Source organism: Gelidibacter algens, from assembly GCF_001678675.1.
In the GTDB taxonomy this organism is placed as follows: domain Bacteria; phylum Bacteroidota; class Bacteroidia; order Flavobacteriales; family Flavobacteriaceae; genus Gelidibacter; species Gelidibacter algens.
Genome location: NZ_LZRN01000055.1, coordinates 1 through 19800, shown reverse-complemented (window position 1 = coordinate 19800; position 19800 = coordinate 1). Strand labels below are relative to the sequence as shown.

The 19800-nt window shown below is 38.7% G+C and carries 22 protein-coding genes; 21 read left to right on the top strand and 1 reads right to left on the bottom strand.

Going from position 1 to position 19800, the window contains the following annotated elements:
• The first annotated feature begins 230 nt into the window (after positions 1-230).
• The 13 genes from A9996_RS17410 (at position 231) to A9996_RS17355 (ending at position 10653) form a co-directional block, all read left to right on the top strand.
• On the top strand, positions 231-1163 hold the full coding sequence (locus tag A9996_RS17410; RefSeq protein ID WP_066438191.1) for an NAD-dependent epimerase/dehydratase family protein: 933 nt from the start codon (positions 231-233) through the stop codon (positions 1161-1163).
• Positions 1164-1368: 205 nt separating this feature from the next.
• The gene (locus A9996_RS17405; RefSeq protein ID WP_066438197.1) at positions 1369-2151 is read left to right on the top strand and encodes a hypothetical protein; all 783 of its coding nucleotides are present in this window, start codon (positions 1369-1371) and stop codon (positions 2149-2151) included.
• 79 nt (positions 2152-2230) lie between these two features.
• Positions 2231-2548 carry a hypothetical protein gene (locus tag A9996_RS17400; RefSeq protein ID WP_066438189.1) on the top strand — a complete coding sequence of 106 codons (318 nt, stop codon included), beginning with the start codon at positions 2231-2233 and terminating at the stop codon, positions 2546-2548.
• Positions 2549-2621: 73 nt separating this feature from the next.
• A complete protein-coding gene (locus tag A9996_RS19985; RefSeq protein WP_157487242.1) occupies positions 2622-2759 on the top strand; it encodes a hypothetical protein in 138 nt (45 codons plus the stop codon).
• Between the two features lie 385 nt (positions 2760-3144).
• Positions 3145-3915, top strand: coding sequence for a hypothetical protein (locus A9996_RS17395; RefSeq protein ID WP_066438186.1), 771 nt, complete (start codon positions 3145-3147; stop codon positions 3913-3915).
• Between the two features lie 314 nt (positions 3916-4229).
• Positions 4230-4568 carry a hypothetical protein gene (locus A9996_RS17390; RefSeq protein ID WP_066438183.1) on the top strand — a complete coding sequence of 113 codons (339 nt, stop codon included), beginning with the start codon at positions 4230-4232 and terminating at the stop codon, positions 4566-4568.
• Positions 4569-4620: 52 nt separating this feature from the next.
• The gene (locus A9996_RS19980) at positions 4621-5499 is read left to right on the top strand and encodes an ester cyclase (protein WP_111626070.1); all 879 of its coding nucleotides are present in this window, start codon (positions 4621-4623) and stop codon (positions 5497-5499) included.
• Between the two features lie 41 nt (positions 5500-5540).
• Positions 5541-6395: an SDR family oxidoreductase gene (locus A9996_RS17380; RefSeq protein ID WP_066438181.1), complete on the top strand. Its 855-nt coding sequence runs from the start codon at positions 5541-5543 to the stop codon at positions 6393-6395.
• A 95-nt stretch (positions 6396-6490) separates the two neighbouring features.
• Positions 6491-7303 (top strand): hypothetical protein, encoded by an 813-nt coding sequence (locus tag A9996_RS17375; RefSeq protein WP_248912378.1) that lies wholly within the window; start codon positions 6491-6493, stop codon positions 7301-7303.
• Entirely contained in the window at positions 7194-8222 is a 1029-nt protein-coding gene (locus tag A9996_RS17370) for a hypothetical protein (protein ID WP_066438177.1), read from the top strand. The genes A9996_RS17375 and A9996_RS17370 overlap by 110 nt, the downstream gene beginning before the upstream one ends.
• A 2-nt stretch (positions 8223-8224) precedes the next feature.
• Positions 8225-9640 (top strand): MBOAT family O-acyltransferase, encoded by a 1416-nt coding sequence (locus tag A9996_RS17365; protein ID WP_066438174.1) that lies wholly within the window; start codon positions 8225-8227, stop codon positions 9638-9640.
• An 18-nt stretch (positions 9641-9658) separates the two neighbouring features.
• Positions 9659-10222, top strand: a complete 564-nt coding sequence (locus tag A9996_RS21020) for a zinc-binding metallopeptidase family protein (RefSeq protein WP_066438166.1) — start codon at positions 9659-9661, stop codon at positions 10220-10222.
• Between the two features lie 95 nt (positions 10223-10317).
• Positions 10318-10653, top strand: coding sequence for a hypothetical protein (locus A9996_RS17355; protein WP_066438161.1), 336 nt, complete (start codon positions 10318-10320; stop codon positions 10651-10653).
• Positions 10654-10696: 43 nt separating this feature from the next.
• On the opposite strand, the gene A9996_RS17350 is transcribed toward A9996_RS17355, so the two are convergent.
• Positions 10697-11704 carry a M23 family metallopeptidase gene (locus tag A9996_RS17350; protein ID WP_169817264.1) on the bottom strand — a complete coding sequence of 336 codons (1008 nt, stop codon included), beginning with the start codon at positions 11702-11704 and terminating at the stop codon, positions 10697-10699.
• 853 nt (positions 11705-12557) lie between these two features.
• On the opposite strand from A9996_RS17350, the gene A9996_RS17345 reads away from it, so the two are divergent.
• The 8 genes from A9996_RS17345 to A9996_RS20710 all read left to right on the top strand — a co-directional run.
• Positions 12558-13697 (top strand): FIST signal transduction protein, encoded by a 1140-nt coding sequence (locus A9996_RS17345; RefSeq protein ID WP_066438156.1) that lies wholly within the window; start codon positions 12558-12560, stop codon positions 13695-13697.
• A gap of 140 nt (positions 13698-13837) precedes the next feature.
• Complete coding sequence (locus tag A9996_RS20140) at positions 13838-14227, top strand: FIST signal transduction protein (RefSeq protein ID WP_169817263.1); 390 nt, start codon at positions 13838-13840, stop codon at positions 14225-14227.
• The gene (locus tag A9996_RS17335; RefSeq protein ID WP_169817262.1) at positions 14190-15002 is read left to right on the top strand and encodes an FIST signal transduction protein; all 813 of its coding nucleotides are present in this window, start codon (positions 14190-14192) and stop codon (positions 15000-15002) included. The genes A9996_RS20140 and A9996_RS17335 overlap by 38 nt, the downstream gene beginning before the upstream one ends.
• A gap of 211 nt (positions 15003-15213) precedes the next feature.
• Positions 15214-15609, top strand: a complete 396-nt coding sequence (locus tag A9996_RS17330) for an endonuclease domain-containing protein (protein WP_066438148.1) — start codon at positions 15214-15216, stop codon at positions 15607-15609.
• A gap of 83 nt (positions 15610-15692) precedes the next feature.
• A complete protein-coding gene (locus A9996_RS17325; RefSeq protein ID WP_066438144.1) occupies positions 15693-16853 on the top strand; it encodes an FIST signal transduction protein in 1161 nt (386 codons plus the stop codon).
• Complete coding sequence (locus A9996_RS17320) at positions 16850-17662, top strand: sensor histidine kinase (protein ID WP_066438140.1); 813 nt, start codon at positions 16850-16852, stop codon at positions 17660-17662. Before A9996_RS17325 ends, A9996_RS17320 begins: the two co-directional genes overlap by 4 nt.
• A gap of 26 nt (positions 17663-17688) precedes the next feature.
• Positions 17689-17907: a sensor histidine kinase gene (locus tag A9996_RS20715; RefSeq protein WP_066438137.1), complete on the top strand. Its 219-nt coding sequence runs from the start codon at positions 17689-17691 to the stop codon at positions 17905-17907.
• Between the two features lie 2 nt (positions 17908-17909).
• A partial coding sequence (locus A9996_RS20710; RefSeq protein ID WP_066438134.1) for a histidine kinase dimerization/phospho-acceptor domain-containing protein occupies positions 17910-19800 on the top strand: 1891 nt, incomplete at its 3' end.

Sequence of the window (19800 nt, the reverse complement as noted above, 5' to 3'; positions counted from 1 at the left end):
TGGCAGTACTTCCCTTACCTAAATTAAAAATAAAAAAAAGACAAGTAAATTTTTTGTGGATAGTAAATTTGGCAATACGAAAATCAACCGATTATAGTTTTAGTTTTTTTAATAATTAATCAACCAAAATCGATTGCCATTCTACCTGTTTTTAAGGTATAAGCCTCATAAATTTCAATTCTTAAGAGAAAGGACTGTAAGGGTTTTTAAATACTATAAGCATCATAGATATGAAAAAAGTAGGAATCATAGGAGGATCAGGTTTTATAGGAAGCCACATCACACAACGGTTTTTAGAAAACGGATTTGAAGTTAAAGTCTCTGCAACCGACATTTCAAAACAGGAAAAATATGAGCATTTGATGGAGTTGAATCATTCTGATCATCTATACATCAGTGAACTCAATGTTGAAAATAAGGCACAATTAAAAGAATTTGTAAAAGATTGTGACCTCGTCATTCATGGAGGCACGCCCTTTCAACTGGATTTTAAAGATGCGCAGACTGAGCTTTTTGATCCTACCATCAAAGGGACTGAAAATTTTCTGGAAGTCATCAACGAAACTCCATCAGTGGATAAGGTAGTTCTCATAGCTTCTGTAGGCGCTTGGAATACTAATTTTCCTTTACCTGCGGGAGTCAAAATGTCAACGGACACCTTTAGCGAAAATGACACACCCTTTATGAGCGAGGAAAGCCATCCATATGCACTAGCCAAATTTAGTGCCAACCAAACGGTAAATGCATATATCAAAACGCATCCAAGTTTGGATTTTGAAATTGTAAGCATCTCGCCAGTGATGGTCATGGGAAAATCCTTGAGCAACCGAGAAGATTCAATATCTACAGGACTTCAGTTTCTATTTAAGAATAAGATGGCCCCTAACCCATTCATCCAGATGTTTTACGACACAGATATTGAATTGGCAATTGTTGATGTAAAAGATGTTGCAGAAGGCGTTTATAAAGCTGCTACCATTCCTGGTTTGCACGGAAAAAATTACTTGCTTTCCAGCGAGACCTATCCAGTCTCTGATGTCACCTTAATGTTGAATCATCAAGAGCCAAAAAACCAACCAAAAATCATTTATCAAAACAAGATGGCTCGGCGTGAACTGGGATTGCTATTCCAATCCGTCAAAAAGACTTTGAATGACTACTAAAAAACCAATCAAATAAACATTACAAGACATGATCTCTTTCTTATATCACTATCTATTTCTACTGTCATGGGAAAGAAGCGGAAGCGCGGCATACAGTAACCAATTTGAGCAAAACAAAAGCCGTTCGGTTGATCCGTGTGGAAATGAAAAATTAAACGAAGCAATACTAACCCGTTCGCAAATAGCGGACACAAATTCAAATTTCATGAAAAAATTACTAATTCTTATCGCATTAATGTTGTTAGGCAATAATGGTTTTGCCCAGGACAAACTTTATTTAATATTAGAGTTCATGAAAGTGGACAATGAGCAGGAAGCAGCCTACATGGAAACGGAAGCATTCTGGCAAAAGATTCAAGAACAAAGGGTTAAAAATGGAGATATTTTGGGATGGGATCTTTGGAGTTTGCAACCTGGAGGAGAAGATCAGGGATATCAATACCTAACGGTAACCCTTTATAATGATCCTCTAAAAATGATGAGCAACGCAGGGAATTTTGAGGCGGCTTTAAAGGCAGCCTATCCAGAAATGTCTGATGATGATCTCAATAAAAAATTTGAAAATACCGCAAGATCAAGAGACTTGGCAAAACGCGTATATCTTGAACAAATAGCCACTACAAAAGGCAACTTTGAAATGCCTTTGGGCACAGTTGCAGGAATAAATTTAATGAAAGTATCTAATGGAGATTATGAGAAATACGAAAAATTTGAAACAGAAATTTTTCAGCCTATGCATCAAAAAGAGGTTGATGCAGGAATCAGGGGAAATTGGGGTTTGCTGCGGTATATATTGCCGGTTGGAAGTGATGTTTACGCCTCACATATAACTGTGGATATGTATAAAGATTATAATCAATTATTTAATGTAGGAGCCACAGATGGACCAGCCATGTCTAAAGATCAAATTCGAAAAATTCAGGAAGGTTTAGATTCCCGGGATTTGAAATTTAAATATATGGCTACTCTCATAAGAAAAGCGCGGTAAAATAAAAATTATTACAAAGCTAATTTCTGAAATGCGAAAACCATAAAACCACAAGTTGTTAGCATTAATAGTTAAAATCATGAAAAAATTCAAAAAGCACCTCGTGTTGTTTTTAATTTTTGTTTCAATAGGAACGGTTTTTAGCCAGGAAAAAGACAAATTAACAGATCAGGCATTGCTTTATAAAACAGGAAATCAGGTTGTGTGGCTTTACATTGAGGAAGCCGGTTATTTTATAGATTATGACGGAGATGACAATATCATCTTTGATACCCGGGAAATTCCGCCGCTTCAATTTCATATGACCATGTGGAAAGATTCAGAAGCGCCACATGCCGTAGAAAATTTACGCAAAACCATAAGTATTCGGTTAATCCGTTCGGAAATGAAAAACTAAACAATGCAATACCAACCCGTTCGCTAATGGCGGACACAAAATCAAATATTATGAAAAAACATTAATTATAGTAATGATGCTCTGTACGTTTATTAACTACGCACAAAAAAAGAATGGAACCGTTTACGAAGAACATCCAGCTATAGACGTAGTTAATGAATTTGTAAAAGCATCCGTTGCTGGAGACCAAACCAAAATGGTCAGTTATTAAACCGAAGATTTTAGAGCATACAATGGCTCATCAAATAGAACAAGCGATATGGGTAGCGACATGGTAGCTTTTTTAAATTCGGCAATGGTCTATTAGGACCGATTAGATAATGACAAGGCTGAAACCTATCCAGATGCAAACCCAGATACCAAAGACTATAAAAAAGACAACCCAAATGGTGTCGTCAGGGTACAAACTTGAGATATGCTTTTTACCATGAAATTTAAAGATGATGGAAGAATATCTTCAGAAACAGCTTATTACAATGCCAAATTATTGGATTAAGCGGCAAAAGACCATGGTCAAAAACCACCCTGCTTATTGAGCAAAACTATTTAATATTAACCCGTTCATCCGCCTAAGACGAGGACACAATACACAAACGATGAAAAAAATACTATTACTTGCTTTTTTATTGCCGATCATGGCAATTGGGCAAAACAACGAAGAGTATGGCGTATTCGAGACAGCCATTTTAACACCCAATCCGGCTCAAGTAAGCCAGTTTGAAAAAGGGATAGCAGCACACAACAAAAAATTCCACGGAGATGGACCTTATGGAGCGCGTGTGTATTGGATTTCAAACGGCCCAAATACAGGAAGCTATGCTTGGGTAATGGGTGCATTTCCTTGGAGCGCCATGGACAACAGGCCAACAACAGAGAACGGTCATGACGCCGATTGGGACGGCAGCGTAATGCCTTATGTAACTGCAGGAAGCGGTGCACAAACCTACTGGAAATTCAATCCGGAAATGTCACGGTTCGCCAAAGATTTTACCATAAAAAACATGCTTTTGAATTATTACGATGTAAAGAGAGGAAAAATGAAAGAAGCCATGCAACTGGTTGAAAAAATAAATAAGGTGTATGTAGAGAAGCTTCCCAACGAAACTTACGGCATCTATACCAATGAATTTGGAAGCACCAAGGAAGGACGGGATTTGGCTGTCATTTCGTTTTTTGACAAATCGTCTTGGTTGGGCCAGGACAACGGCATGGATAAAAAATATGATGAGGTTTATGGCAAAGGCAGTTGGGATCAATTTTTAAAGGATTGGTATGATGTGACTGAAGGCGGGGAAAGCGAGCTTTGGAATTTCCGTCCAGACCTTAGCGGAATTAGTGGCGATGTCAAAGCTGCCGCACGAGAATAAAACGATAGTGTTAGTTTAAGTTTGGAACGAACAAATAATACTGATGCAAAATCATATGATGCTTTAACTCATAAAGGTGTTTTTATTGCGATACAACATGTCATGAATAATAAGAGAGGGGACCAATCATGTCCGGAATGAGATCCCCTCAATATGCTCACTGGACCTGGTGATGGCCTTAATGACACCTTTAACGATTTTAGCTAATGGGCAAAAAACAGGTTTTTCATCTACAGAATCAATGTCTTTTCCATGGCTATTCAAGGCTGTATCTACTACACAATAATTCAATAACCATAAAATATGTTATCACAATGAAAACCTTAAATACAATACTCATCTCAGGAGCTAGCGGGAAATTCAGTGAAATTTCTGGGCTGGATGACAATGCCAAAAAATGTGGTAATGTCATTCTAAAAAATGTGGTTTTCCAGCCGCAAACAAATCTGTGGGCCGGATATGGAACACCTTTAGACAAAGAAGGCACCGTGGTTCTTGAAGAAAAAAATGAAGCCGGTGAATCATTGAAAACTTGGAAATTAAGCAATGCAAAGGCCACAAAATTTTCAACCGGCGACTCCCTTGATGGAGCGGGGCCAAGTTTCGAAAGTATTGAACTGTCCTACGACGGTATTAAGGTTGAATCACGATAATTTATAGTTGAATTTTATCTACTAAAAATTTAAAATCAAAATCATAAACACCATGAAAAAATTAACGCTATTACTCGTCAGCGCGCTTTTATGCATCACATCAACATTTGCCCAAAAAAGCAACGATCACAAAGACATCAAAATGTATGAACAAGTCTGGAATAAGATCCTCAACGAAGCACAAATTGATCTCATCAACGATGAAAACTTCGACCCAAATATTATACAAATCAACACTTCCGGAAACATAGTGGGCATTGCAGATTTTAAGACATATTACCAAAATTACCTAACAGGATTTTCTGATATCAAATTTACCGTCATCGATGTTTTTGGACAGGGCAGCAAAATAGTCAAACATTGGATGTTCAAAGGTACACATACTGGCGATTTTTTCGGAATTCCAGCCACAGGCAAGAGTGTTGCCTTGCAAGGTGTAACACTCGTTAAAATGAAAAACGGCAAGATTGCCCAAGAGCAGGATTTTTTCGATAATGCTGCAGTCATGCAGCAATTGGGCTTAAATAGCAATCCTAACAACATGGTAATTATTGATAAACTGTATAAAGATTTTGCTGCAGGTGATATGCCATCGGTACTTGGCGCCATGAGCGAATACATTGGATGGAATGAGGCCGAAGGCAATGCTCTGGCTGTCGGAAATCCATATATAGGCCCCGAGGCAGTAAAAGACGGCGTGTTTATGAAACTTGCTTCACAATACGATTTTTTTAAACTGGATGACCTTACGTTGCATGAAATGAGCAACAACGAAGTGTTTGCCACGATGCGCTATATGGCAAAAGTGAAAAAAACCGGCAAGGTTATAAATCTGCAGGCCGCACATCGATGGACACTAGATAATGGTAAAATAACCAGGTTTCAACAGTATGTAGATACCAAACGGCTTGCCGAAGCTGATAATGAATAAGCTACTAACCAAAAAGTTACCCGACTTCTCGGGCACTAAAGATGAAAACAGCACTGATCACAGGAACAAGCAAAGGCATCGGCCTTGAAACAGCATTGGCATTCGGACGCGCAGGATACAAAGTATTTGCGACCATGCGAAATCCAGCAAAGGCTGACGATTTTAAAAAACAAATAAAATCCGAATCCTTGGACATTCATATTTCAGAAATGGATGTCGATTCTGATGCTTCGGTCAAGCAATGTATCAACGACATCACCCAAAAACATGGACCCATCGATGTTCTGGTCAACAATGCAGGCATCGAACGTCATGGTTCTGTTGAGGAATTGACAATGGATGATTTTAAGTCCATTATGGAAACCAATTATTTTGGAATGCTGCGATGTACAAAGGCATTATTGCCACAAATGAGGAAGGATCAAAAGGGTTGCATTATTAATGTGGCCACTGTTGCCGGACATATTTCAAGCAGTCCATTGGGTGCATATGCCGCAAGCAAATTTGCACTCGAAGCCGTTAGTGAGGCACTTGCCCAAGAAGTAAAACCTTTTAACATTAGGGTTGCCATTGTGGAACCAGGAATCATAAACACACAAATGGCAAATGATCTTTCAGTTGATGGGAACTCAATTTATCCACATTCCAAAAGGTTTGGAGGACTGTTTTCAGCATCCCTTCAAACACCAACACCACCAACATTGGTAGCAGATAAGATTTTGGAAATTGCGGAAAGCAAGTCTTGGAAATTGAGGCATCCTGTTGGGCCTGATGCACAACCTTTTATTGATTGGAGAGCTTCAATGAATGATGAAGAATGGGTGGATTGGAATGCCGCCAATGATGACGATTGGTATGAAGCTGTGCAAAACACATTTAGGTTGGATGCGAGATAGATGATTATTCAGCAAAATGCAGACACTAAAAAAAGTGCGGATTCCGAGAATATAATGGTTTTGCCCAGGACAAACTTTATTTAATATTAGAGTTCATGAAAGTGGACAATGAGCAGGAAGCAGCCTACATGGAAACGGAAGCATTCTGGCAAAAGATTCAGGAACAAAGGGTTAAAAATGGAGATATTTTGGGATGGGATCTTTGGAGTTTGCAACCTGGAGGAGAAGATCAGGGATATCAATACCTAACGGTAACCCTTTATAATGATCCTCTAAAAATGATGAGCAATGCAGGGAATTTTCAGGCGGCTCTAAAGGCAGCCTATCCAGAAATGTCTGATGATGATCTCAATAAAAAATTTGAAAATACCGCAAGATCAAGAGACTTGGCAAAACGCGTATATCTTGAACAAATAGCCACTACAAAAGGCAACTTTGAAATGCCTTTGGGCACAGTTGCAGGAATAAATTTAATGAAAGTATCTAATGGAGATTATGAGAAATACGAAAAATTTGAAACAGAAATTTTTCAGCCTATGCATCAAAAAGAGGTTGATGCGGGTATCAGGGGAAATTGGGGTTTGCTGCGGTATATATTGCCGGTTGGAAGTGATGTTTACGCCACACATATAACTGTGGATATGTATAAAGATTATAATCAATTATTTAATGGAGGAGCCACAGATGGACCAGCCATGTCTAAAGATCAAATTCGAAAAATTCAGGAAGGTTTAGATTCCCGGGATTTGAAATTTAAATATATGGCTACTCTCATAAGAACAACCAAAACCATCCAACATGCATTTAAAACAATCACTCATCATTGCTGTGACCATAAGTGTCATCAGCCTTACTGCTTGGGAACTCTACTGGCGTTCTCAAGGAGTCTATCCAACATTAGACGATAACGAAGCCCTATGGGCAATGCAACGCCAAGGAGTTGAAAAAGCATCTGGCAATGACGTGCTACTTATCGGATCTTCTCGCGTGCTTTTTGACATCCAACTCAATGAATGGCAAGCCCAAACTGGCGTGCGACCAATTCAACTAGCATCAGTAGGCAGTTCTCCATTGCCCATATTTCACGATGTTGTTAACAACACTGATTATAATGGTACCATACTAATTGGTGTAACTCCTGGTCTATTTTTTTCAACAACCTTTCCGCAAGCACAACCTTGGCAATGGCCACAATCTAAAGTTGATTACTACAAGAAGAGAACCTTTGCTCAAATATCTAACCATTTTCTCTCAATACCACTACAAGAAAGTTTTGCTTTTATAAGTGATGACCAAGGTGTTGACGGCATCAAACTTAAAGAGCTATTGGGCAAAATTAAGGTAGGAACTAGAGTTCCTGATCCAATGCCACCGTTTCATGAATTTGGAGAAATAGCATTGGACAGAAATACTGTCATGAAAGAAATTGCAGTTACAGACACAGCCTATGCCAATTCAGTAAAAAAAGTCTGGATGTTTTTTGGTAAAAATGCACCAGCTCCTGATAAAGAGTCAACGATGGCCTTTTTTTTAAAAGACCTTAAAACATTTAAAGAACGTGGAGGAAATGCAATTTTGGTGAGATGTCCTTCGAATGGTTTATTAAAAGCAGGGGAAGACAAATTTTTGCCACGAACCGAGTTTTGGGATCCCCTTGTAAAAGCTTCAGAGGTAAAAGCCTATTATTTTGAAGACTATGAGCAGCTAAAACATCTGGAATGTCCAGAATGGTCACATCTTTCCGCTAAAGATGCGAGATATTTCACGACTGAATTAGTGAAAATCATGAAAGCAGATGGTGCATTGTCTAATTCTAAAACCAACTAATCATGCTGTTCAATTCATTAAGTTTCATCGTCTTCTTGGTTATTGTCTTGATTTTGTATTATGCAAAACTCTTCAATTGGACCAATAAAAAACGAATGTTGCTCCTGGCGAGCTATGTGTTTTATGGACTTTGGAATCCACCGTTGGTCATCCTACTTTGGATTTCAACACTGGTCGATTGGATCGCAGGCAATAAATTGTCGGTTGAGGAGAACAAACACAAACGAAAATTGTGGTTGTTGATGAGTTTGTTCGTCAATCTCGGGTTTTTGTTTTTTTTTAAGTATAGGGATTTCCTTCTCGACAATTTTACCACAGTCGTGAATGCTTATGGCTATGGCTATCATTCACAACCCATGAATATTATCTTGCCCATGGGGATTTCGTTTTACACCTTCCAGACCATGTCTTACACCATTGACATGTATTTAAAACGATCCGAACGGGCCAGAACCTTTTTGGATTTTGCTCTTTATGTCACGTTCTTCCCACAATTGGTCGCCGGGCCTATTGTAAGAGCAGAAGATTTGGTTTCACAATTTTATGAAGAAAAGAAAGCAACTATCCATCAATTCATTTGGGGTTTATTTTTATTGACCATTGGCCTGTTCCAAAAGGTGGTATTGGCAGACACTTTGTTGTCAGATACAGCAGACGAAGTTTTTGGCTCAAAATCCATTCTCAACGCCTTGGATGCTTGGACGGGAACGCTGGCCTTTTCGGGCCAGATATTTTTTGATTTTGCAGGCTATTCCACCTGTGCCATTGGCATTGCTTTGATGCTCGGAATTATTTTGCCTGATAACTTCAGGTATCCTTATGGTGCCATCGGCTTTTCAGATTTATGGCGTCGGTGGCACATCTCTTTGTCCACTTGGTTACGCGACTATCTTTATATTCCTTTAGGTGGAAACAAACATGGAGTAGTAAGAATGTATTCAGCATTGATGATCACGATGCTGCTGGGTGGCTTGTGGCATGGCGCCGCTTGGACTTTTGTGATTTGGGGCGCATTGCATGGCATCTATCTCGTGGTAGAACGTATGTTGAAAAACAAGATCCACGTCAAAATTGGCCCATATAATGGCATCGTATTGGCACTGCTAACCTATTTACTTGTCAATTTTACTTGGGTGTTTTTTAGAGCCAGGGAATTTTCGACTGCCAAGAACATGCTTTCTTCAATGCTGTTCATGCATTCCGATGGCGAGAAAATCCTCCAATTTTTTGACATTATAAAGATATTTATCATCATCACCATTTTATTCATCTGTCATTATTCCATGAGAAACACTTCCATGAAAGAAGTCTCTTTAAAAACGCCGACTTGGGTTCTGGGTGTCTTTTGGGCAGTCATGGTTTTCCTTATCGTAATTTCCCAAGGCGGTGGCGAACAGTTTATCTATTTTCAATTTTAAATCGAACATATCAATATTATGAAAATCCATTTTTCCTTCAAAAACAACATTAGAATATTCGCTTACATCGTCTTGCTGTTTCTTGGTACTATGACCTATTCCCAAAGCAATGAGCACAGTATAGCAATTAGCAAAGCAGCCGACAACATCGAGCAGAAAGTCATCGATTGGCGTCACGACATCCATGAACATCCTGAATTGGGAAATCGAGAATTCAGAACAGCAGACCTGATTGCCAAACAACTCAAATTCTTGGGGATTGAAGTGCAAACGAAAGCTGGTGTGACTGGTGTCGTGGGCATTTTAAAAGGCGACCAATTAGGTCATGTAGTTGCATTGCCCACCGATATAGATGCCTTGCCTGTAGAAGAAAAGAACGATTTGCCATTTGCTTTCAAGGCAAAAACCAACTATAACGGAAAAGTAAATTTCGTGATGCACGCCTGTGGACACAAGTTCAAGACGGTAGAAACCTTACCACTAACGGAGCACATGTATCCCAATATGGTGATGCAGAAACGAATTTATCTAGATGGACTCAATTTATCAAGGATGTGGATAGTGGTAGATTTTGACAAATAAAACTGGGTATTGCTAAAATAATTACGAACTTTAAGAGGCTTAATATCCTATAAAAAAAATAATGATTTTTCCTGATCATTTAAAAACATCAGATCATGACACTACAAACAAATAAATTGACTAAAAAAGAGCTACAGATTTATATTTTATTGCTCTGTGCAAACGCTGATTCCGCAGAAACAGAAGAAGAATTAAACATGATTAAATCGAAAGTAGATGCTGAAACTTTTGAACGAATTTATAAAGATTTCAGCAGTGCTACAGAAGATGAACGTCTTGAGAGAGTTGATGATAATATACAAGTGCACGATTTCGAGAACATTGAATTGGCTGAACTGCGACGTGAGATGTATGAGATATTCTTTGCAGATTGTGATTTCAAAATCATGGAACGCAACCTCAACAGAATTATGGACAACATTATTTATTAGATGCTGAAGATCAAAGAATAGGTCAACGTTGCATGCATTGTCTTTATTTATGTAACAGCGATTGATGCATAAAACCTTCCAAAGAATCCGCAAGCCTCACATGGTACCACTGTTGTGTCTTGCCTACAATTTCAACGACTTGGTCCTTCGTCAAAGATTTCAGATTCTCATAGGTTGTACTGGCACCTGTACGCAATTCATTCTTTTGGAGTTTGGTTCTTGCCTGGGTAAAAGTGAGTGCATTACTTGAAGCAGGAATCTCTCGTTTCTTTATAAACGGCAATGGGTCAATTGCACCTGAACGTGTATAAATTCCGAAGTGCAAATGCGGGCTTGTCGTTTTAGCATTACCTGTATTGCCAACCAAGCCTAAGGTGTCACCTTTCTTAACCCGTGCGCCAGTCGCAATCATAATACTATCTAAATGGGCATAATATAAAGACTGACCAAAAAGCCCATCTCGCAACCAGACTTGCTTCCCACCAAGCCCTCTATTTCCAGTAAAAGAAATAGATCCGGCTGTTGCTGCAAGAACTGGAGTTCCACGGGCAGCAAAAATATCAATGCCCTCATGTGATCTTTTTCCGCCGTCTCTTGTAACGCCCCAAAAACTTCCCATAGCCGCATTTCCCTTGCCACTAACGGGGAATCTAAACGAAGGCTGCGTGTAGATTTTAGTAGTATAAAGTAAGGAATCTCTTAGCTCTGGTTGAATTACAACTTTATAAAAACCAGAACGCTGTGTCTTGTAACTTATCGAATCGACTTTCCACTCATTTGAAACCAATGGCTTTTCTGAAAGTGTTGCAGCTGCTTCAATTTCAAAAAGATCAATAAAAACTACACCAGAATCCAGACTCTTTTCCACGGAAATTTTTAGGATCTCCCCTCTTTTTAGTTCGATTGTATATCCTAAGGCTGATGCTTTACCCTTTCCTGATTGTGATGACATCACGAACGGTAAAGAAGCTTCCAATTGATTTGATTTTGCTTTGAAAAGAGCAGCGTTCCAGATACGTACCAAAGAATCAGAATCTTTAAAGTCCCGCATATAAATCTCCCTTGCAGAAGGTTTCGTGATGAAATCTGTCGCCTGCTGCACCTTTGAGCATCCATAGAGACAAAAAACACAAAAGATAATGTAGAAATTGCTTTTCATGAGCTAAGAAAGTGACAGGAACCATACCAGAAACAAAGTTCCTTTAATCTTTTAATGAAATTTTAACCTTCACATAAAAAAATTGAAGTTTTCGGAGCCCTAAATAATATTACTAACAAAACAACATCCCTAAAGCGACTGATACACTATTTTAAAATACACCATTGGAGAAATTATTTAAATAGTTATGCACAAATGCGACGTGAGATGTATGAGATCTTCTTTTCGGATTGTGATTTTAAAATAATGGAACGCAACTTGGACATAATAATGGACAATATTCTCTACTAAATACGCCACTTTTTGTGCAGTATTTAAAAGTTAAAAAACGATTCTACCAAATGATAAAATTCTTTAAACAAATTAGAAAAAATCTTATCAATGGAGGCACACTTGACCATACAAATCGGACAAGCAAACAAATCCAAACGAAAGACGACTTCGAGCGAGAAAATATTTTAAATATGCCATACGCAAAATAACCCATAGACAAGAACTATTCAAAAAACTCAAAGAATGGATAAAGGAAAAAGTTCAAATTCTTCAGAAATAGATGCCAATTAAAATCTTCGGTAACATTTTCCAAGTCTTTGAAAAGTTTTAAAACCCCTTCGTCCAAAACATCTAACGTTTTATAAATTAATTCATTAGATTTATAGAAACCAATTTTTTCAGTTACCTACACTTGTTGCATTTTAACATGCCCCGTTATAATGCCTAATCCCAATTACAATTAGAAACCAAAATGAAATCAAAATCGATAAAAGGTAAATCTACTGAGGAAATCAAAACTGCTTTCACAGAAAGTATCGCTGATGGTTTCGAGCCAACTTTAGCAATTTGCTTTATTTCAAAAAGCCTTGATCGAAGTGCCATATCTGATTTGTTTGACACCGCTGGCATCAGCGTTTTCGGCTGCACCACGAATGGGGAATTTATAGATGAAGAACCCGAAAAAGGCTCGGCAGCTATTTTGTTGATGGACATGAACAAAGACCATTTTCAAATTTATTTTGAAGAATATCCGGAAAAAAATTATCGGGAAGTTGCAAAAGGAATTGCTGAAAAAGCAAAAGAAAAGTTTGCAAACCCTGCTTTTTTTATCGGGATAAGTGATGCTTCTGCGGATGGCGAAGAAGTGCTGCGTGGCATTGAAGAGATAGCAGGATCAGCAGTAAACGCATTTGGAGGTGCTGCAGGAGATGATTATTCATTTTCTGAAACATTCGTATTTACTAATGGGAAAGACAGTGGCAAGGCCATGATATGTATTGCATTGGATGAGTCAAATGTGCAAATAAATGGTATTGCTACGTGTGGATGGAAGCCATTGGGCACTGAAAAATTAGTAACCAAAAGTGAAGGTAACCACGTGTACACAGTAGATAATCTTCCGGTGTTGGATCTTACTGCAAAATATGGTGGTATTAAAAACGTAACCCCTGAAAATGATAGTTTACTTATAGAAATAGCTGCCAACTTTCCTCTACAATTGCAACGTGAAAAGGGTGATCCCGTAATGCGGCCAGGCCTTGTGGTAGATTGGAGCGATCGATCTTATTACACCAGTGGCGCAGTGCCGCAAGGATCAAAAGTCCGTTTCTCTTTACCGCCCGATTTTGATGTGATGGAGAAAGTGGTAAAAGGTGTAGAGAATTTAAAAGCTACAGTAATGCCCGAAGCCGATGCGGTGATAGTTTTTAGTTGTGCAGGAAGAATATTATCCTTGGGACCATTGATGTCACAGGAACTCGAAGGTATTAAAAATGTGTGGAACGTTCCAATGGTCGGCATGTTCAGTAATGCAGAATTGGGAAGAGCAACTGGAGGAAACCTCGAAATGCACAATTTGACAACGTGTTGTGTGGCACTTAAAGAAAAATAAGCCGAAAACCTTGTCCTCCCAATAGCTATAGGGACTAAAGCGAGGGTTTTTTTAAATTATTGAAATAAAAGAAATATTAAGTTGGGAGATGGCGCCCTTTGGGGTCGGGGCGAGCGCAGGCCTTTAAAATCAAAAATAAAATGAAAGCAAAAACAATAAAAGCAAATTCAACCGAAGCCATAATCAAAGAAATTGATACGGCAACTTCTGATGATTTTAAACCGACTTTGGCAATCGTTTTCCCCTCAATAAAACAAGATTTCAAAACGGTTAGTAATATTTTAGACAAAAGAAATATTGCAATCTTTGGCGCTACGACGGCTGGAGAGTTTATCGATGGAGATATTGAAGAAGGTAGCATTGTCATGATGTTGCTCGACATGAATCCTGCTTATTTTATATTAGAATTTCTTGAAATTAGTCATGAGACTACTTTTGAAAGTGCAAAAAAAACTGGGCCTTTTAGCAAAAAAAACTTTTGCCAACCCTTCTTTGATAATAGCAACGGGTGGCGTGTTTATAGATGGTGAAAAAATTATTGAAGGCATCACAGAAGGATTTGGTAACTATGCTTTATCAGAGGACAGGGAAATAACCGTATTTGGAGGTATGGCAGGAGATGATTTGTTAGCTGAAAAACCAATTGTATTTACCAACGGGAAAAGTAAGGACAACGCATTGTTAGCGCTCATTATTGATGAAGATAAAATAGATGTTAGAGGAATCGCAACTTGTGGCTGGAAAGCTATTGGCACCACAAAAACAGTTACCAAAAGCGAAGGCAATATTGTGTATACCATAGACGATAAACCAGCATTGGATATGTTAATGAAATACCTTGGCGTTGATGTAGCTCTAGATAATAATACGGAGATTGTGCCATTTCTAAACTCATGGTATTATCCATTGCAATTAGAACGGGAAAATGGAGATACTGTCATACGTGCAACCAGGTTTGCAAATAGTGATGACCGTTCACTTATTTGTACTGGAAGTGTGCCTCAAGGGTCACAAATCAAATTTTCGCTGCCGCCAGATTTTGATTCCATCGAAACAGTCGTTGCAGAATGTCAGAGTATTAAGGACAACGCACAGCAGCAAGCCGATGCCTTACTCATGTTTTCTTGCGTGAGCAGGCATCTATCCTTTGGGGTTTTAATGAAGGAGGAAATAGAACAGGTTCAAAACGTTTGGGATGCGCCAATGGTAGGCTTTTTTACCTATGGCGAATATGGAAAATCTAAAATTGGCGAGAACGAATTTCATAACAATGCGTGTTGCGTTGTAGCTTTAAAAGAAAAATAACTAGGAATTAAAAAATGAATTTTATTAGAAACCTGATTAAAGCCAATTTTTTCCCTTTAGGGTTAGGGCAAATAAAATTGGCGAATATGGAAAATCAAAAATTGGTAAAAATGAATTTCATAACAATGCCTGCTGTATTGTGGCTTTAAAGGAAAAATAATTCCGAAAACCTTGTCCCGACCCTGAAGGGAGGGTTTTCTATAGTTAAATTATGGAAAAAAATAAATTGAAAATATTGGGAATGCACGATGGAGCAACTCCATCGGTTTTTAGGAATGCTGCAAAATTGAGAGTATCAATGACCGAAACTGAATTGAAACTTTGGGAATATTTAAAAATTAAACCATTAGGTTTTAAATTCAGAAGGCAACATCCCATTGGCGGCTTTGTTTTGGATTTTTATTGTCATAAACTGAAGCTATCTATTGAAATTGACGGGGGATACCATTTAACAAAGGAACAAACTGAAAAAGATAAAATAAGAACAAATTACCTTAGTGAAATTGGCATCTCTGAAATAAGATTTACAAACGAACAAGTCCTAAACAAATATGATAATGTGATAGAAAACGTCAATTCTAAATTGCGCGCTGGCCTCCCCCTTTAGGGGGCTGGGGGGCAGGGCGAGCGTTGGCGATGGTCATTCAAAATTTATAATTTAATTAAATTCCCACAAAATTTGCAATAATTATGAAAGCAAAATCAATACACGGAGCATCCGTTTCAGAAATTAAGACCGCTTTGGAAGTTGCAATAGTAGGTGGTTACAGTCCTAACGTCGCCATTGTTTTTATTTCAGTTAAACAAGACAGAAAGGCGGTGTGTCAACTTTTAGAGGAAAAAAACATGGACATTTTTGGCGCCACCTCCTGTGGCGAATTCATCAATGGCCATCAAAGCGTGGGAGAAATTGCAATTTTGCTTTCAGAAATGGCAAAGGAACATTACACGATTTTGTTCGAAGAAATAGAAAATGGCAATATAGAGAATACGACTTCGAAATTAACTGCGAATGCTCTAAAAAAATTCAACAACCCTTCTTTGATTGTTTGCAGTAATGGAATAAACCAACAAGGAGAACTTTTTGCAGGAGAAAATTTGGTAAAAAACCTATCCCAAAGTCTAGGTCCTGATACATTGTTTTTTGGTGGTTTGGCAGGAGACGATTGGGAAATTAAAGAAACGTTCGTTTTCACAAATGAAAGAGAGACCAATTATGGTATAGTTGCATTAGTGCTAAATGGTGATAAAATCGCTTTAAAAGGAATGGCTTTTACAGGCTGGAAACCTTTGGGGATTACAAGAACGGTAACCAAAAGCAAGGGGAATTTACTCTATAAAATAGATGGTAAATCTGCCGTTGAATTGTACCTGAAATATTTAGGGAAATCGGATAAAATAGCCCAAAATGATTTTAATTTATTTGAAGAATTATCTATGGAATATCCATTCATCGCAGAAAGGGACAACAACGAAATCGCACTTAAAACACCATTTAAGATTGATGTTTCAGAAAATGCCCTCGTTATGAATATGTCGATGCCAGAAGGTTCAAAATTTTGGTTTACAAAACCACCAGAATTCGATATCGTTGAAGAAGTTATTGAAAAAGCAACCCAATTAAAAAAAGATACCAATGAGGAAGCAGATGCCTTATTGATTTTTTCTTGCGCAGGCAGACAGCCCATTCTTGGACCCTTGGTCACAGATGAAAACGAAGGGCTTGCTGAAGTTTGGAAGACACCCATGGCAGGTTTTTTTACTTATGGTGAGTTTGGACGCGTATTACATGGCAAACAAAATTTTCATTCAGGCGCCTGTTGCTGGGTAACACTTAAAGAAAAAGTATGAACCAAGACTTACAAACCATATTAGATTTTATTGAAACGTCGGAACATTTAATCACCGAAGAAAAAATGGTTCTAATCAAAGCTGTCAAAGATGCCGACAAAGCCCTGATGATTTCAGAATTCAAACTGGAGCGTACTGAAAAAGTGAAGCGTACCACGGCAATTCTGCTTGAGGAAACGATTGAAGAACTTGAAAAAAAGCAAAAATCGATTGCAGAAGCAAACGTGGCATTGAGTAAATCGTTGGAAGATTTAAAAGCGGCACAAGCACAATTGATCCAGTCCGAAAAAATGGCAAGTCTCGGCGAATTGACCGCAGGCATTGCACACGAAATTCAAAATCCGTTGAATTTTGTCAATAATTTTTCCGAAGTCAGCAAAGAACTTTTGGAGGAAATGCAGGAAGAATTGGACGCTGGAAATTTAGAAGATGTCAAAGAAATCGCAAACGACGTCATCCAAAATTTAGAAAAAATAAACCATCATGGCAAACGTGCGGACGGCATCGTCAAAGGCATGTTGCAGCACAGCCGAAAAAATACAGGCGAAAAAGAATTCACGGACATTAATTCTCTAGTGGACGAATATCTGCGCCTCGCCTATCATGGACTTCGAGCCAAAGACAAATCATTCAACGCCACTTTGGAAACCGATTTTGACGATTCCATCGGAAAAATTGAAATCGTGCCGCAGGATATTGGAAGGGTTGTTTTGAATTTGATTACGAATGCTTTTTATGCAGCCCCCCTCGCCCCCCGGAAGGGGGGTTCAAAGACCCTCATTATGTTCACAAACCAACAGTTTGGTTAAGCACCAAAAAATTAAAAGAATCTATTGTGGTAAGTGTTCGGGATAATGGCCCAGGGATTCCTAAAGATGTAATCGATAAAATTTTCCAACCATTTTTCACCACAAAACCTACCGGGCAAGGAACGGGATTGGGATTAAGTTTGAGCTATGATATTCTGAAAGCACATGGTGGCAGGATCGAAGTTCAATCCCAACCCAATGAAGGAACAATTTTTACCCTTGTGTTACCTTTAACCAACAAGTAGTCATGAAAAGAATAATGCTATTTCTGTTCATTTTGCCACTGGCCGTTGCCGGACAATCTGAGCAATCCGCCTTTCTGGATACCGATCTGGAAAATCAATGGGTCGTGCTGGTAAATAATTGGAGTTATCATTTGGGCGATAACAAGGAGTGGTCAAACCCAAGTTTTAACGATTCCCTATGGCCCAAATTTTCAAACATGATCATAAATGTGCCGGATTCCGTCGCCAAAGAAAATAAAAATGGAATTGTATGGTTCCGTAAAAAAATAAAGACAGTCCTGCCACTAAACCAGCAATTGGTGCTGCGCATATATCAAACAGGAGCATCTGAAATCTATTTGGACGGGCAGTTAATACACCAATTGGGCAGGGTAAGCGCAGCGCAAGATTCCATAATTTATTACAATCCAGGGCGGGATTTGCTTTCCTTCCCACTTGTGCCGCAAAAAGACCAAATACTGGCCATACGGTATGCCAACGACCCGTCCCAATTTCCGGTTTTTGCCAGCGGAACGGGAATGATTTTGAGGGTGGCAACGCTAAGCCACGCAAATGCAGATCCGCCGATGCTTCAGTACAAAATTAGATACTACATCGTTTTTGGGGTTGCCATATTTATGCTCATCCTATTTTTAGCCTATTTTCTCTTCTTCCCAACCGAAAAAATAAACCTGTACTTCGCCATTTCTAGCCTCTTTTTTAGCCTATTTATTATCGCGGTTTTGGTATTGCTCAATATGCACCAAAAGCCATTTTTGGCAGAATTTTGCATAGGCTTCTTTTTAACCTGCCAAGCCCTATTGATTCTTTTCTGTATCTACAAAATTTTAAAACAAAAATTCGGATTGCTGTTTTGGTCTGTGGTGGTGTTGGCCGCTTTTTTAATAGGCTTACTTTTCCTTTTCGATTATTTGCTCATAACCCAGATTATCGGCACCATTGTTCTTTTAGAAATATTGCGCATTAGCATAAAATCCCTAAAAACAGATAGGCGGGCGGCGCTCATATTCTTGGTATTCTGTGTTATTAACATAGCTTTTTGGGTAGCTATTATCTTGGATCAACTATCCATAATGGAAGTGCCTTCACTGTGGTTATATCAACCTTTTGCATTTTTATTGATGCCTCTCAGTTTGGCCATTTATCTTGGCTATATCTTCGGAAATAGAAGCAAATCACTTCAAAATAAACTGAAGGAAGTAGAGCAGCTTTCCGAAGAAAACCACCGCATTCTTTCCACCCAAAATGAGACACTGGAAATGCAGGTAAATGAGCGTACTTCAGCATTAAATACTTCTTTGGAAAATTTAAAAGCTACGCAAAGCCAACTTATACAAGCTGAAAAAATGGCAAGTCTGGGTGAACTCACCGCAGGCATCGCTCACGAAATTCAAAACCCATTAAACTTCGTCAATAATTTCTCCGAAGTCAGTAAAGAACTTTTGGAAGAAATGCAGAAGGAATTGGTCGCTGGAAATTTAGAAGATGTTAGGGAAATCGCGAAGGACGTTATCCAAAATTTAGAAAAAATAAACCATCATGGCAAGCGTGCCGACGGTATCGTCAAAGGCATGTTGCAGCACAGTCGAAAAAATACAGGCGAAAAAGAATTGACGGACATCAATGCCTTGGTAGATGAATATTTGAGACTCGCCTACCACGGACTTCGAGCAAAGGACAAAAGTTTCAACGCAACGTTGGAAACCGATTATGACCATGCCATCGGAAAAATTGAAATTGTCCCACAGGATATCGGTCGTGTCATGTTGAATTTGATTACCAATGCCTTCTACACAATTACCGAACGAAAAAAAGGACCCCTACGCCCCAAACCGGGGAACGTCATGAGTATGAACCCACAGTTTCAATTAGCACGAAGCTCATTTCCCCCTT